The 13,877-nt window shown below is 69.2% G+C and carries 16 protein-coding genes and 1 pseudogene; 6 read left to right on the top strand and 11 right to left on the bottom strand.

Translation table 11 applies throughout. The features are described from left to right. Nucleotides 1-147 precede the first annotated feature (147 nt). The 3 genes from AB0N66_RS13320 (at nucleotide 148) to AB0N66_RS13310 (ending at nucleotide 3,741) form a co-directional block, all read left to right on the top strand. Nucleotides 148-357 (top strand): cold-shock protein, encoded by a 210-nt coding sequence (locus AB0N66_RS13320; protein WP_365432651.1) that lies wholly within the window; start codon nucleotides 148-150, stop codon nucleotides 355-357. A gap of 359 nt (nucleotides 358-716) precedes the next feature. Then, entirely contained in the window at nucleotides 717-2,342 is a 1,626-nt protein-coding gene (gene groL / locus AB0N66_RS13315) for a chaperonin GroEL (protein WP_365432648.1), read from the top strand. A gap of 280 nt (nucleotides 2,343-2,622) precedes the next feature. Then, on the top strand, nucleotides 2,623-3,741 hold the full coding sequence (locus AB0N66_RS13310) for an NADH:flavin oxidoreductase (protein WP_365432645.1): 1,119 nt from the start codon (nucleotides 2,623-2,625) through the stop codon (nucleotides 3,739-3,741). A gap of 85 nt (nucleotides 3,742-3,826) precedes the next feature. Here AB0N66_RS13310 and AB0N66_RS13305 read toward each other — a convergent pair whose 3' ends face one another. The 5 genes from AB0N66_RS13305 to AB0N66_RS13285 form a co-directional block, all read right to left on the bottom strand. Then, entirely contained in the window at nucleotides 3,827-4,060 is a 234-nt protein-coding gene (locus AB0N66_RS13305; RefSeq protein ID WP_365432642.1) for a type II toxin-antitoxin system RelE/ParE family toxin, read from the bottom strand. A gap of 13 nt (nucleotides 4,061-4,073) precedes the next feature. After that, the gene (locus AB0N66_RS13300) at nucleotides 4,074-4,349 is read right to left on the bottom strand and encodes a type II toxin-antitoxin system Phd/YefM family antitoxin (RefSeq protein ID WP_365432639.1); all 276 of its coding nucleotides are present in this window, start codon (nucleotides 4,347-4,349) and stop codon (nucleotides 4,074-4,076) included. Between the two features lie 62 nt (nucleotides 4,350-4,411). After that, entirely contained in the window at nucleotides 4,412-5,227 is an 816-nt protein-coding gene (locus AB0N66_RS13295; protein ID WP_365432776.1) for a hypothetical protein, read from the bottom strand. A 281-nt stretch (nucleotides 5,228-5,508) separates the two neighbouring features. After that, nucleotides 5,509-5,727: a DUF397 domain-containing protein gene (locus tag AB0N66_RS13290; RefSeq protein ID WP_365432636.1), complete on the bottom strand. Its 219-nt coding sequence runs from the start codon at nucleotides 5,725-5,727 to the stop codon at nucleotides 5,509-5,511. Beyond that, on the bottom strand, nucleotides 5,708-6,550 hold the full coding sequence (locus AB0N66_RS13285) for a helix-turn-helix transcriptional regulator (RefSeq protein WP_365432633.1): 843 nt from the start codon (nucleotides 6,548-6,550) through the stop codon (nucleotides 5,708-5,710). The genes AB0N66_RS13290 and AB0N66_RS13285 overlap by 20 nt, the downstream gene beginning before the upstream one ends. 111 nt (nucleotides 6,551-6,661) lie before the next feature. On the opposite strand from AB0N66_RS13285, the gene AB0N66_RS13280 reads away from it, so the two are divergent. Next, nucleotides 6,662-7,054: a hypothetical protein gene (locus AB0N66_RS13280; RefSeq protein ID WP_365432630.1), complete on the top strand. Its 393-nt coding sequence runs from the start codon at nucleotides 6,662-6,664 to the stop codon at nucleotides 7,052-7,054. A gap of 128 nt (nucleotides 7,055-7,182) precedes the next feature. Here AB0N66_RS13280 and AB0N66_RS13275 read toward each other — a convergent pair whose 3' ends face one another. The 3 genes from AB0N66_RS13275 to AB0N66_RS13265 are packed head-to-tail and all read right to left on the bottom strand — an operon-like array spanning nucleotide 7,183 to nucleotide 9,639. Continuing rightward, a complete protein-coding gene (locus tag AB0N66_RS13275) occupies nucleotides 7,183-7,968 on the bottom strand; it encodes an ABC transporter permease (RefSeq protein WP_365432627.1) in 786 nt (261 codons plus the stop codon). Next, nucleotides 7,965-8,939: an ATP-binding cassette domain-containing protein gene (locus tag AB0N66_RS13270; RefSeq protein ID WP_365432624.1), complete on the bottom strand. Its 975-nt coding sequence runs from the start codon at nucleotides 8,937-8,939 to the stop codon at nucleotides 7,965-7,967. Before AB0N66_RS13270 ends, AB0N66_RS13275 begins: the two co-directional genes overlap by 4 nt. Before the next feature lie 34 nt (nucleotides 8,940-8,973). Next, nucleotides 8,974-9,639 carry a DUF4097 family beta strand repeat-containing protein gene (locus AB0N66_RS13265; RefSeq protein WP_365432622.1) on the bottom strand — a complete coding sequence of 222 codons (666 nt, stop codon included), beginning with the start codon at nucleotides 9,637-9,639 and terminating at the stop codon, nucleotides 8,974-8,976. A gap of 138 nt (nucleotides 9,640-9,777) precedes the next feature. Here AB0N66_RS13265 and AB0N66_RS13260 point away from each other — a divergent pair. Next, nucleotides 9,778-10,059, top strand: a pseudogene (locus AB0N66_RS13260) (helix-turn-helix domain-containing protein); the annotation flags it as partial. 99 nt (nucleotides 10,060-10,158) lie between these two features. After that, a complete protein-coding gene (locus tag AB0N66_RS13255; RefSeq protein WP_365432773.1) occupies nucleotides 10,159-10,611 on the top strand; it encodes a MarR family transcriptional regulator in 453 nt (150 codons plus the stop codon). Nucleotides 10,612-10,639: 28 nt separating this feature from the next. On the opposite strand, the gene AB0N66_RS13250 is transcribed toward AB0N66_RS13255, so the two are convergent. Genes AB0N66_RS13250 through murQ form a run of 3 tightly spaced genes read right to left on the bottom strand, consistent with a single transcriptional unit; the run spans nucleotide 10,640 to nucleotide 13,705 of the window. Further along, nucleotides 10,640-11,227 carry a hypothetical protein gene (locus tag AB0N66_RS13250; protein WP_365432619.1) on the bottom strand — a complete coding sequence of 196 codons (588 nt, stop codon included), beginning with the start codon at nucleotides 11,225-11,227 and terminating at the stop codon, nucleotides 10,640-10,642. Next, a complete protein-coding gene (locus AB0N66_RS13245) occupies nucleotides 11,224-12,753 on the bottom strand; it encodes a PTS transporter subunit EIIC (RefSeq protein WP_365432616.1) in 1,530 nt (509 codons plus the stop codon). The genes AB0N66_RS13250 and AB0N66_RS13245 overlap by 4 nt, the downstream gene beginning before the upstream one ends. A 16-nt stretch (nucleotides 12,754-12,769) precedes the next feature. Continuing rightward, the gene (gene murQ, locus AB0N66_RS13240) at nucleotides 12,770-13,705 is read right to left on the bottom strand and encodes an N-acetylmuramic acid 6-phosphate etherase (RefSeq protein WP_365432613.1); all 936 of its coding nucleotides are present in this window, start codon (nucleotides 13,703-13,705) and stop codon (nucleotides 12,770-12,772) included. Between the last annotated feature and the right edge of the window lie 172 nt (nucleotides 13,706-13,877).

The raw sequence follows: 13,877 nt of genomic DNA, 5'->3' as shown, positions 1-13,877 counted from the left end.
TTGACCTGTTGCAGAGGGCAGTTGGACAGATACATTCAGCCGCGGTCGACGCGTTCCGGCGCACACCCCCAATCTTTGGGGGGTGAGGTATGACCCGGGCCCGCGAAGTGCGGTCCTGTGCAAGGGCCAGTAATAGGGGAGTTAGGCATGGCTCAGGGCACCGTCAAGTGGTTCAACGCGGAGAAGGGGTACGGCTTCATCGCGGTCGACGGTGGTGCGGATGTATTCGTCCACTACAGCGCGATTCAGATGGACGGCTACCGCACCCTTGAAGAGGGCCAGCGGGTCGAGTTCGAGATCTCGCAGGGCCAGAAAGGGCCGCAGGCGGACATGGTCCGGCTGGCGACCAGCAGCTGAAGCACGCGCCGACTGACTGTTCTGTTCGACGTGACGAAGGGCCCGCATCCCCCGCCAGGGGATGCGGGCCCTTCGGCCTGCCCGCCCGTCCGCGCCTCCGTCGGCCTGTCCCTCTCACCTCTCTTCGCGCCGTGCGCGCCCCCCGCCCCACCTGGGGATCTTCCGGAGTCGCTTGCACTCGGTAGGGGCGAGTGCTAATCATTGGCGTTAGCACTCTGCAGGTGAGAGTGACAACGAGGACCGGGTCAGTGAGGCCCGCAGGCCAAGTGGGGCAAGGAACCACGAGGCACGCAGGCCGTCCGTCGCGGGCGCGGGCGCGGTCCGGAGCAATCCACCCCAGTCCGGGAGGACCACTTCACATGGCCAAGATCATCGCGTTCAACGAGGAGGCGCGGCGCGGTCTCGAGCGCGGGATGAACCAGCTCGCCGACGCCGTCAAGGTCACCCTTGGTCCCAAGGGCCGCAACGTCGTCCTCGAGAAGAAGTGGGGCGCCCCCACGATCACCAACGATGGTGTTTCCATCGCCAAGGAGATCGAGCTCGAGGACCCGTACGAGAAGATCGGCGCTGAGCTGGTCAAGGAAGTCGCCAAGAAGACGGACGACGTCGCCGGCGACGGTACGACCACCGCGACCGTTCTGGCGCAGGCGCTGGTCCGCGAGGGCCTTCGCAACGTAGCCGCGGGTGCCAACCCGATGGCCCTCAAGCGTGGTATCGAGAAGGCCGTCGAGGCCGTCTCCGGTGCCCTCCTTGAGCAGGCCAAGGATGTCGAGACCAAGGAGCAGATCGCTTCCACGGCCTCCATCTCCGCCGCCGACACCCAGATCGGCGAGCTCATCGCCGAGGCTATGGACAAGGTCGGCAAGGAAGGCGTCATCACCGTCGAGGAGTCCCAGACCTTCGGTCTGGAGCTTGAGCTCACCGAGGGTATGCGCTTCGACAAGGGCTACATCTCGGCGTACTTCGCCACCGACATGGAGCGTATGGAGTCCGTCCTGGACGACCCGTACATCCTGATCGCCAACTCGAAGATCGCCAGTGTCAAGGACCTGCTCCCGCTCCTGGAGAAGGTCATGCAGTCGGGCAAGCCGCTGCTGATCATCGCCGAGGACGTCGAGGGCGAGGCTCTGTCGACGCTGGTCGTCAACAAGATCCGTGGCACCTTCAAGTCCGTCGCCGTCAAGGCGCCGGGCTTCGGTGACCGCCGCAAGGCCATGCTCGGCGACATCGCCATCCTCACGGGCGGCGAGGTCATCTCCGAGGAGGTCGGCCTCAAGCTGGAGAACGCGGGTGTCGACCTGCTGGGCCGTGCCCGCAAGGTCGTCATCACCAAGGACGAGACGACGATCGTCGACGGCTCCGGCTCTGCCGACCAGGTCGCCGGCCGGGTCAACCAGATCCGCGCCGAGATCGAGAACTCCGACTCGGACTACGACCGCGAGAAGCTCCAGGAGCGCCTGGCGAAGCTGGCCGGCGGCGTGGCCGTCATCAAGGCCGGTGCCGCCACCGAGGTCGAGCTCAAGGAGCGCAAGCACCGCATCGAGGACGCCGTTCGCAACGCGAAGGCGGCCGTCGAAGAGGGCATCGTCGCCGGTGGTGGCGTGGCCCTCATCCAGGCCTCCTCGGTCTTCGAGAAGCTGGAGCTCACGGGTGACGAGGCGACCGGCGCGAACGCCGTGCGGCTCGCCCTGGAGGCCCCGCTCAAGCAGATCGCCATCAACGGTGGTCTCGAAGGCGGCGTCATCGTCGAGAAGGTGCGCAACCTGCCCGTCGGCCACGGCCTGAACGCCGCGACCGGTGAGTACGTCGACATGATCGCCGAAGGCATCATCGACCCGGCGAAGGTCACGCGCTCTGCCCTGCAGAACGCCGCCTCCATCGCCGCGCTGTTCCTCACCACCGAGGCCGTCATCGCCGACAAGCCGGAGAAGGCCGCCCCCGGCGGCGCTCCGGGCGGTATGCCGGGCGGTGACATGGACTTCTGATCGGCCTCGGGGCTTCGGCCTCCGGTTGATCACCGTCCTTCGTACCGAGGGCGGCACCCCTTCTCCCAAGGGGTGCCGCCCTCGGGCGTTTCCGGGGGTCGCCCCCGATGCGTGTCCTGGATCACATGCAGGGTGCGGGCCGGGCCGGAATGTGCTGACGGGCGGGCCGGTTGACGCTGCTGGCACGAATTAATGCGCGTGCACATATTCATCACATGTACCTATGCATGAGCATCCCGCGACCCGATATCCGTCCGACCTCTCCCCCCGGAGCCCTCACGTGACACTCGCCCCCTCCCGCGCGGCCCAGATCCTGTCCCGCCCCGTCTCCCTCAACGGCCTGACCGTCCCGAACCGGATCGTCATGGCACCGATGACCCGCCAGTTCTCCCCGGGCGGCATCCCCGGCGCGGACGTGGTGTCGTACTACGCCCGCCGCGCCGCCGCGGGCGTGGGCCTCATCGTCACCGAGGGCACCTACGTCGGCCACGACTCGGCCGGGCAGAGCGACAGCATCCCCCGCTTCCACGGCGAGGAGCAGCTGGCGGGCTGGGCGAAGGTCGCCGAGGCCGTGCACGCGGCGGGCGGCACGATCGTGCCGCAGCTGTGGCACATCGGCATGGTCCGCAGCGCGGGCGAGCCGCCGTTCGCGGACGCCCCCGCGGTCGGCCCGTCCGGCCTGCGGATCAACGGCACGGCCGGCGAGGGCAAGGAGATGACCCAGGCCGACCTGGACGACGTCATTGCCGCGTTCGCCGAGGCCGCGGCCGCCGCCGAGCGGATCGGCTTCGACGGCGTCGAACTGCACGGCGCGCACGGTTACCTGATCGACCAGTTCCTGTGGGAGGGCACCAACCGCCGCACCGACGCGTACGGCGGTGACCTCGTCGCCCGTACGAAGTTCGCGACCGAGATCGTCGCCGCGGTCCGCGCCGCGGTCTCCCCCGACTTCCCCATCCTCTTCCGCTACTCGCAGTGGAAGCAGGAGGCGTACGACGCCCGCCTCGCGGAGACGCCCGAGGAGCTCGGCGCCCTGCTGACCCCGCTCGCCGAGGCCGGAGTGGACGCCTTCCACGCGTCGACGCGCCGCTACTGGGAGCCGGAGTTCGAGGGCTCCGACCTCAACCTGGCCGGCTGGACGAAGAAGCTGACGGGCAAGCCCACCATCACCGTCGGCTCGGTCGGCCTCGACGGCGACTTCCTCCGCGCTTTCGCGGGCGAGGGCTCCAAGGCGGCAGACCTCGACAACCTCCTGGACCGCCTGGAGCGCGACGAGTTCGACCTCGTGGCGGTCGGACGCGCCCTCCTCCAGGACCCGGAGTGGGCGGCGAAGGTACTGGACGGACGACTCGGGGAACTGGCGGCGTACGACCCGACGGCGCTGAAGTCACTCAGCTGAGGTTCTGCTCCGCTTGTAGGTCTTGTACGTCGAGGGCGGCATCCTTTTCCTGGGGGGTGCCGCCCCTCGGCGTTGAGGGGGCGGGTCAGGTGCTGCGACCGACTTTCAGCACGTGGATGGTGACGGTGGTGCCGTCCGGCCGGTACAGCACCCGCCAGGTGCTGATGTGCAGCCGGTGGTAGCCCGAAGCGCCCAGGGCGCCAGCCTCTTCCGGGCGTGGGTCGTCGGCGAGTGCGCGCACTGCCGCAGTAGTCGCCTTGGCGCCCACGGGGTCGACGATGCGGAGCCGCCGGAACTCGTCATGGCGTGCTGCTCCCACACCACTGCGTAAGTCACGAAGCGGCCTCCCGGCGGTCCTCTTCCTCCAGCTGTGCCATGAACTCGTCATGAGACATGGATGGGCCGGATGGAGCCGCCTCACGCGCCTGTGCTTCAGCGATGTCCGCCTCGTCGCGCAGCCGCTGCAGTTCTTCCAGCTCGCTTACGGGGATGAGCGCGGCAGCGGGCTTGCCGTACTCCGTGATCAGGATGTGCTCCTGGCCGTGCCGGACCCGGCCGACCAGCTGACCGAGCTGATTGCGGGCTTCCACGAGCGGATACGTCTCCATGCAAAAACTGTACACACCCGCGAGTGTGTGCGGTGGGCTCACTGACATCTGCGGGCGGGTGGTCAAACGCGTGGCCTTTCTCGTCGGTCGACCATCGCTGCGCGGGCTGCGGCTGCGTGGGCGTGAACTGCGGAGGTTGGCAGAGGGGCGGTATGCCGGGGCGGGGCCGCCTCACCCCGGCATGCGCCGCAGACGCCGCCCGGCAGGGCCTCCGGGCGGCCCGGTGTGCCGCACTTCGCGCACTCCATCACCCGGAGGGGCTGGCGTGGGGGCGGGACGGGCTCGGGCGGGAGCTTGGAGGTCAGGCGGGTGCGGACGAGGGCGGCCGGACTGTGGACCGGGTTGGGGAGGCCTGAGGTCAGCGCCTGGAGTACGTGGTCGTCGGTGGCGCCCCTCACGAACCACTCCGTCAGCAGGGGCGCGAGGTCCGCGCAGGACGCGGCCGACAGGGACAGCGCCGGGGTCGTGCGGCCCAGCGCCGCCAGCAGGATGTAGGCGCGGGAGCGGGTCGGGGCCGGGCTGTCGGGCTGCTCCCGCGGTACGTCTCCCCTCGTGAACGCCGCCCACCAGTCGTCGTCCCGCTCCGTGCGTGAGAACCACGTTCGGGTGATCCAGCGCGGACTGCCCGAGTCGGCCAGGTGTTCGCGGCCCCGGCGCAAGTGCCCTGCCCGTTGAAGGTTGTTGAGAGCTGTGCGCAGGGCGCATTGGCCGTACGGGAGTGTCTTGGCCAGCGTCTTCACGGAGATGTCGGCGCCGCCGGGGAGGCGGTCGATGTACGCGGCGACTGCTGCTTCGCGGGGCGGGAGGTGCGCGAAGTCGTGAGCCGTGCGGGGGAGTTGGCCTGGGGCGGCGTGTTTTCCGTAACCCGGGTTGGCCATGGGGTGCGGGAGTGCGTGCGCGGGCAGGAGGGCAGGACTAAGCTTGGCGTCAGCCATGGGATCGAGGCTCGATTCGATCTTGTTGGTCAAGCCCCCGCGGGTGTTGCTAGCACCTGGCGGGGGCTGTTTGCGTATTTGGGCACGCTAATCCCTGGTGACTGTCCGTGGCAAGCCGGTCGCGCCAAGTCAACTCACGGGGAGGGAGGGCGGGTTGGGGCCCTCCACCCATTCCTTGCAAAGAAGGCTCGGAGCTGGGCGCTTGAGCTTCGGGGCGCGGCCGACTACTCGGCGCTGGAGTTCTTCACGTCCGTCACGAACGCCGACCACGCCTCGGCCCGGAACACGAGCTTCGGGCCGAGGGGGGCTTTGGAGTCGCGGACGGGGACGAGGGTGGGATGGCCGTCGGCGACTTCGAGGCAGTCGGCACCGTCGCCGCCGCTGTAGCTGGACTTGTACCAGGCGGCAGTGCTCAGGTCGTACTCAGGGCTGTGTCGCTTCATGTGCGTAATCCTCTGCCACTGACTCGACCAGGGCCAGGGATTCTTGAGGGGAGAGCGCACTGGCCCTGAGCAGGTCGAAGGTCAGCTCATGGCGTGTGACGGCGGCTGGGTCGTCCATCAGCTGTCCAACGCCCACGCCCTCGACATAGGCGAGGGGAGGCGCGTCGGGAAAGTGCATGAGCTTGATGCCACCCGGTAGGGATCCGACCGCGCCTGCGCTGAACCGGAGTACCTGCATGAGGATCCGGCGACGACGTGCCAGGTCTGCCACATGATGGAGGATCTCTGCCATAACCTCCGGTCCGCAGACCGGGCGACGGAGGGCGGCCTCGTCGAGGACCACCCACAACAACGGGGTTGTTGGATCGTCCAGGAGGCGGGTGCGCTCCATCCGGTTCGTCACCAGCTCATCGACCTCGGTGTCCGGAAGGGTTGGCCAGTAGGTGCGGAACAACTCCTTTGCGTAGCCCGGCGTTTGAAGTAGGCCGGGGATCAGTGTTGGGGTGTACTGCCTGATCGATGTGGCGAGCGACTCCGCTTCCACTGCTTCAGTGAAGTGGTTCGGGTACCTGGATTTGGCGGAAGCCGCGCAGTTGCGGGTGAAGAAGCCGTTCGTGCCCAGGATCTCGTCAATCTGGACGGCGTATTCGAGGTGCATGCGCCGTGTCCCGGCCTCCAGTTGGCCGATGAACGAGCCGCTGACGAAGAGCGGTTCGCCCAACTTGGTTTGGCTGAGGCCGGAGCTCTCCCGCGCATGCCGCAGCTCGGCGCCCAGCAAGGCGCGTGGTGACGACGACGGGTCGAGGTCCTTCGGTCCTGCCACGGCAACTCCCTGTCCGACAGCCGATGTTGTTGGGGCGGCCTGTCTGGCCAGGTTAGAGGCGTAACGGCCACGCTGTGTTGCGAAGAGTGAACTCTGCGTGGAGGTGAAGGAATGCTGCGGTCGACGGAAGAGGTCGTCGCCTCGCTTCGGGACGCGCTCACGGGCGTGGGTGTCGTCCTGCCGTCCCTGTGTGTCGACCCCGTGACCGGCGCGAGCGACGAGCCGTTCGCCCTGGTCGTCCTGGGGCGCTGCAACGTACGTACGGCCGAGAAGTTGGCGTCCGTACTGCGCGGGGAGCGGCCGCCGGTCGGGGCGCACGTCGTGGACGTACGGGACGGGCGGGTGGGCGAGGTGATGGGGCATGTGGGCGGGAACGCGCAGTTGCGGCCCGTGGGCGGGGGCCGGGAGTGGGACTGCCCGCCGGAGTCGACCGGGCCCGCGGCGCAGGAGGAGGTGTTGCGGGCCCGGGTACGGGAGAGGAACCGTGCGGCACGCCTCCCCTGAATCACCGACCCACGATGCGAAGCAGCCGTCCGAGACCGCGGTCAGGGCGGCGTACGCCGACGTGGTGTCGGAGTAACGCCGCCCTGGGCGGGACGAGTTGCGGGAGGTGGCCCGCGCTGCCACGGCGGTTACTTCGGGTCGCTGTTGAACTTCGAGGTCGACCAGAAGTAGCCGAGCGCGGTCAGCGCGAGGCACCAGGCGATGGCGAGCCAGCCGTTGTTGCCGATCTCGGTGCCGAGGAGCAGGCCGCGCAGGGTTTCGATGGCCGGGGTGAAGGGCTGGTACTCGGCGATCGGCTGGAACCAGCCCGGCATGGTGTCGGCCGGGATGAAGGCGCTGGAGAGGAGCGGGAGGAGGATCAGCGGCATCGCCATGTTGCTGGCCGCTTCGGCGTTCGGGCTGGCCATACCCATTCCGACCGCGATCCAGGTGAGTGCCAGGGCGAAGAGGGCGAGTAGTCCGAAGGCCGCGATCCACTCCAGGACCGTGGCGTCCGTGGATCGGAAGCCGATGGCCACGGCAACCGCACCGACGAGGACCAGGCTGGCGAGCACCTGGAGCACGCTGCCGACGACGTGCCCGATGATCACGGACCCGCGGTGGATCGCCAGCGTTCGGAAGCGGGCGATGATCCCCTCCGACATATCGGTGGCGACGGACACCGCCGCCCCGATCACGGTGGATCCGATGGTCATCATCAGGATGCCCGGGACGATGTAGGCGATGTAGTCGGAGCGGTCGGCGCCGCCGATGCCGGCGCTCATCACGTCGCCGAAGATGTAGACGAAGAGCAGGAGCAGCATGATCGGGGTGAGGAGAAGGTTGAGGGTGAGGGAGGGGTAGCGGCGGGCGTGCAGGAGGTTGCGGCGGAGCATGGTGGTGGAGTCGCGTGCGGCGAGGGAGAGGGCGCTCATCGGACGTTCTCCTTGGGCTGGTTGGGCTGGTTGGGCTGGTTGGGGAGGGATGTGGGGCTGGTGAGGGCGAAGAACACGTCGTCGAGGTCGGGGGTGTGCACGGTCAGTTCGTCCGCCTCGACGTCGGCGGAGTCCAGCCAGTCGAGGATGGCGCGCAGTTCGCGCTGGGTGCCGTCGCTGGGGATGGTCAGGGAGAGCGCCTCGTCGTCGCGGGTGGCCTCGCGCAGGGCGGAGGCGGCTGACTGGTAGGCGCCCGGGTCGGTGAAGCGGAGTCGCACATGTCCGCCGGGGATGAGCCGCTTCAGCTCCTCGGCGCTGCCCTCGGCGGCGATCTTGCCGTCGTTCAACACGGCGATGCGGTCGGCGAGTTCGTCGGCTTCTTCCAGGTACTGGGTGGTGAGGAAGACGGTGACGCCGTCGGCGACGAGTTCGCGGATGATCTGCCACATGTTGTGGCGGCTGCGCGGGTCGAGGCCGGTGGTCGGCTCGTCGAGGAAGATGATCCGCGGGTTGCCGACCAGGGTCATGGCGAGGTCGAGGCGGCGCTTCATGCCGCCGGAGTAGGTGGAGGCGGGCTTCTTCGCGGCATCGGTGAGGTCGAAGCGCTCAAGGAGTTCAGCGGCGGTGCGGCGGCCTTCGCCACGGGACAGGTGGTGCAGGTCCGCCATGAGGAGCATGTTCTCCTCGCCGGTGATCAGGCCGTCGACGGCGGAGAACTGCCCGGTGACGCCGATCGCGGCACGCACGGCCTGCGGGTCGGCGGCCAGGTCGTGGCCGCCGACGTGCAGTTCGCCGGCATCGGCGGTGATGAGGGTGGAGAGGATCTTCACGGCGGTGGTCTTGCCCGCGCCGTTCGGGCCGAGCAGGGAGAAGACCGTTCCTTCGGGGACGGACAGGTCGATGCCGTCGAGCACGGTCTTGTCGCCGTAGGACTTGCGCAGCCCGTTCGCCGCGATGGCCAGCTTGGTCATGATGAGTGCTCCTTCTAGGGGCTGCGTGGCGCGGTCAGAGGCTGCGGGCGCTGATGTCGCCGTGGGAGGTGGTGGCGCGGATGTCGAGTTCGGCGGTGCCGTCGTTCTTGAGGGTGTTGCTGACGCGGCCGTAGCCGGTGCCGGCGTCCAGGGAGGCGGAAACCCCGGCAGCGGCGGCGACCGAGATGTCGCCGGACCGGGTGCGCAGCTCGACCGTGCCGCGTACGGCCTCGATGATCCGGATGTCGCCCCTCGCGGTGCTGATCTCCGCCGGGCCGTTGAGCCGGCCGACCTCGACGTCGCCGTCGATCGCGGTGAGGCGGACGCCGGCAGCTTCGTCGATCTTGATCTGGCCGTAGGCGCCTTCGAAGGCGATGTCGCCGAGGCGTCCGACGCCACGGAGCTCGGCGGCGGTGGACTTCGCCTCGATGCGGGAACCGGCGGGCAGCTGGATGGTCACCTCGACCGATCCGGAGGGGCCGAGGATCCGGTTCTTCGCCGGTGCGGTACCGATCCGCAGGACGCCGTCGTCGTAGGCGACCGTGATCTGCTCCGCCGCCTTCACATCGCGGCCCTTCGAGGCGTCCGCGGGCAGGACCTCGACCGTGGTGTCGGCCCGGTCGGCGGCGATGAACTGGACGCGTCCCGCGGGGATGTCCAGGACGGCGGCGACCGGGGTGGGGGTGTCGAACTTCTGCATGATGCTCTCCTTCGGTTCGTTGTTTCCGATGAAGGAAAAGCTACGTTGCGTTCAGGGATCCTTCAACATGCGCGTTGCGCATGATTGCTATAAGAGCAGGTGAAAGCTGAGTAATCGTTGCAACGATCCTCAAGGCTAATGCAACGCGCATCGCGTGCGCGTTGCAATGAATTGAAGGTGAACGCTATGCTGGAGGCATCAAGGAGCACGAAGGAGACCGCAATGCCCGGAGGCAGGCTCACTCAGCAGGAACGCCGGCAGATCGCGCTGGGGCTGGCCGACGGCCTCGCCTATGCGGAGATCGCAAGGGGCCTCGACCGCCCGACCTCGACGATCACGCGTGAGGTGATGCGCAACGGCGGCCCCACGGCCTACCGCGCCGACCTGGCCCACCGCGCCACCGAACACCGCGCCCACCGGCGCACGCAGCCGGCGCCCCGAGCTGCCGAGGCGCCCCCGCAGGCCTACGGACGTGACGCCGAGGCCGTGCGTGCGTACGAGGAGACGTTCACCACCGTCATGATGGCTTCGGGGATGACCACGATGACGGCCCGGGTGATGGCCTGCCTCACCCTCACCGACTCGGGCAGCCTCAGCGCGTCGGAGCTCGTCCAGCGTCTCCAGGTCAGCCCGGCTTCCATCTCCAAAGCGATCGCGTTCCTGGAGAGTCAGGGCTTCGTCCGCCGGGAACGCGACGAACGCCGGCGTGAGCGCTATCTCGTCGACGACGACATCTGGTTCGAGTCGATGATGGCCAGCGCCCGGTCCACCGCCCAGATCGTCGAGACCGCACGGCAGGGCGTCGGCGTCCTCGGCCCGGGCACCCCCGCCGCCACCCGCCTGGAGAACGTCGCCCGTTTCCTCGACTTCGTCAGCGAAGCCATCACCCGCGCCGCGGAACAAGCCCGCGAGATCCTCTACACGAAACCCGGAACGACCTCGGACGGCACGACCGGGCCGCGTTCGGATTAGGCCGCCGGACGGGCGCGGGGCGCGGTGTCTACAGGTTGCCCATCGGTTCGATGTCCACCTTCACCGGTGTGCCCCAGATACGCAGCACCTCGTAGTCCGTGAACTCGTGGATCAGGCGGTAGGCCATGCCGGGGCGGGGGGTCTTGCGCTCGGCGGCGAGGTAGCGCTCGGCTTCGATGCGGTCGCGGCGGGGGGTGCCGCAGAGTTGCCAGGCCTGGCCGTTCCAGACTTCCGGGAGCCACCGCTGCTGGGGCTGGGGGCGGTCTTCGCGCAGGCCGTAGCGGGACTTCGTGCGCTCGGGGGCCTCTTCCGGGCCGGAGGGACGGCCGTGCGAGTAGGTGTCGTTCACCCGGGAGCGGCGGGCGGTGCGGCGGCGGGTCTCGCAGAGCAGGCAGAGGTCGGCGGCGGCCTTGTCGACCGGGCCGTTCGGGTGCTCGGAGCAGCGGGTGGTGGGCGCGGCCGTCGTGACCGTCTCGTCCAGCAGGTCGAGGGCGCGCTTCAGGTCGGCCTTCACCTCGTGCAGCTTCGTGTCGGGGGTGTCCGAGTTCAGCGCGTCGCCGTGCTCGCCCAGCACGCGCAGGGCGCGGCCGAGGGCGGTGAGCTGTGCGTGGTTCACGGTGTTCGATTCCCTCCCCGGGCGATTTCCTGACCTTCCGAAGGGTCGCACACGCCACTGACAGCGCCAGTGACAGAGCCAGTAGCGCTGCCACTGACAGTGCCACTGACAGTGCCAGTGGCAGCGCTACTGAGGGCGCCTTTGAGCGTCGGCCCGAGACCGAAGACGTACGTCGCCCCGAAGCCCACCACGTAGCCCGTCAGCAGTCCGCCGGCGTAGATCGCGGCCGTCATGGCCAGCCCCCCGCTGCCTGCCAGGAGCGGGAACAGTGCCCATCCCGACGGTCCGATCGCCGTTGAGCCCACATGGTTGCCGAGCATGGCGAAGAAGCCGATGAAGGCGCCGCCTGCCGCGCCGCCCGCGCAGGCGGTGAGGAAGGGGCGGCCCAGGGGGAGCGAGACGCCGTAGATGAGGGGTTCGCCCACGCCCAGCAGTCCTGCCGGGAGCGCCGACTTGATCGTCGTACGCATGGAGTGGTCGTGGCGGAGGCGGACGTAGACCGCCAGGGCCGCGCCCACCTGGCCCGCGCCCGCCATGGCGAGGATGGGGAGCAGGACCGTGTAACCCTGCTGCTCGATGAGGGTGGTGTGGATGGGGATGAGGGCCTGGTGCAGGCCGAGCATCACGAGGGGGAGGAAGAGGCCGCCGAGGATCAGGCCCGCGAAGGCGCCGGTGGTGGTGAGGAGCCAGTTCGCGGCCGTGCCGATGCCGGTGGAGAGCTCGCCGGCCGCGTACATGAGGGCGTACAGGGTCACCAGGCCGGTGACCAGGACCGTGAGGGTGGGGGTGACCAGGACGTCCAGGGCCTCGGGGACCCAGCGGCGGCACCATTTCTCGACGTACGTGCCGAGCAGCGCGGCGGCCAGTGCGCCCAGTACGCCGCCCTGGCCCGGCGCCAGTGTCATCCCGAACGCCGTCACCTTCGCGACCCCCGCGTACACGATGATCGCTGCCACCGCGCCGCCCAGGATCGGGGTGCCGCCGAACTCCTTCGCCGTGTTGTAGCCGACGAAGACCGCGATCAGCGCCATGAAGCCGGAGGCGATGGCGGCGAGGGCGGGGGTGAGCGCGCCCAGCCAACCCAGGTTGATCAGCAGGCCGTTGAGGCCCGCGATGATTCCGCAGCCGATCAGGGCGGGGATCAGCGGGACGAAGATGTTCGCGATGCGGCGGAGCAGGAGCTTGCCGGGGGTGGCGTTGCGCTGTCGCCTCGCCTCCTTCAACTCGGCGCCGAGTGAAGCCAGTTCGTCGGCCGTTGTGGTCAGCAGCGCCTCGAACTCCGGGGTCACCCGGGCGACCGTGCCCGGGCCCAGGACGATCTGGTACGTGTCCTCGTCCGCCACCACGCCCAGTACGGCGGGGAGGGCTCTGAGCGGTTCCTCCTGGACCAGGGTCCGGTCCCGCAGGCCCACGCGGAGGCGGGTCATGCAGTGGGCCACGGAGGTGATGTTCGCGGGGCCGCCGAGCAGGGGGAGCAGGGCTGCCGCGGTGGCGGCGGGGGAGGTGGGGTCCTTCGGTGTACGCACCCCCCGAGGGTGCTGGTCAGCGGGGCGCCGCCGCGAGCGCCGCGCGCAAGTGGCCGTGGCTCTCCTCCAGAAGGCGGGCGGCCGTCGGCCCGTCGACGCCGCCCAGGATGGTGAGGATCGCGCTCTTCACCTCGTCGTCCGTGGCGGCCAGGGCCCGTTCGATCTCGTCGTCCGTGGCGCCTGTGGCGAGCGCGACGATACGGCGGGAGCGGGCGCGGAGCTTCTCGTTCGAGGCGCGTACGTCGACCATCAGGTTGCCGTACGTCTTGCCGAGCCGGATCATCGTGATCGTCGAGAGCATGTTCAGGACCAGCTTCTGGGCCGTGCCCGCCTTCAGCCGTGTCGAGCCCGTCAGCAGTTCCGGCCCGACGACGACCTCGATGCCGTGGTCGGCGGCGGCCGCCAGCGCGCTGTCCGCGTTGCAGGACAGGCCGATCGTCAACGCGCCCTGCTTGCGGGCGTGTTCGACCGCGCCGATGGCGTACGGGGTGCGGCCGGACGCGGAGACCCCGACCACCGTGTCGTCGGGCGTCAGGGCGAGATCAGCGAGGTCCTGCGCCGCCAGCTCCCTGGAGTCCTCCGCTCCCTCGATCGACGTGACCATCGCGCGCGGGCCGCCCGCGATCAGGCCCACCACCTGGGACGGGTCGGTGTTGAACGTGGGCGGGCACTCGGACGCGTCCAGGACACCGAGCCGGCCCGCCGTGCCCGCGCCCGCGTAGATCAGGCGCCCGCCCCGGGCCATCCGTTCCGCGATGTCGTCGATCGCGGCGGCGATGAGCGGGAGCCGCGCGGCGACCGCCGCCGGGACGGTCGCGTCCTCGCCGTTCATGAGCCGGGCGATCTCGACCGTGGGCAACTGATCGATCTCGGCGAGCTCGGGGCGGAACGCCTCGGTGGTGAGGGTCTCCAACTCGGCGCGGAGGTCGCGGTAGTTGGCGTTGGAGGTCATGAGGAGCGGCTCTTTCCGGTGCGGGGCGGTGAGGAGGCGCCCTTCAGGGGCGCGGGGGAACGGCGCGACCAGCCACTGGCGGCCCGCAGCCTTCCTGACTACATCCAGCTTCCTGACTGCATCCTGACTACATCCAGCTTCCTGACTACATACAGTCTCGGTTCGCCGTGGC

Origin of the sequence: Streptomyces sp. NPDC093544 (genome assembly GCF_040683495.1) — a bacterium.
Lineage (GTDB): Bacteria > Actinomycetota > Actinomycetes > Streptomycetales > Streptomycetaceae > Streptomyces.
This window is presented reverse-complemented; position numbering and strand designations above follow the sequence as displayed.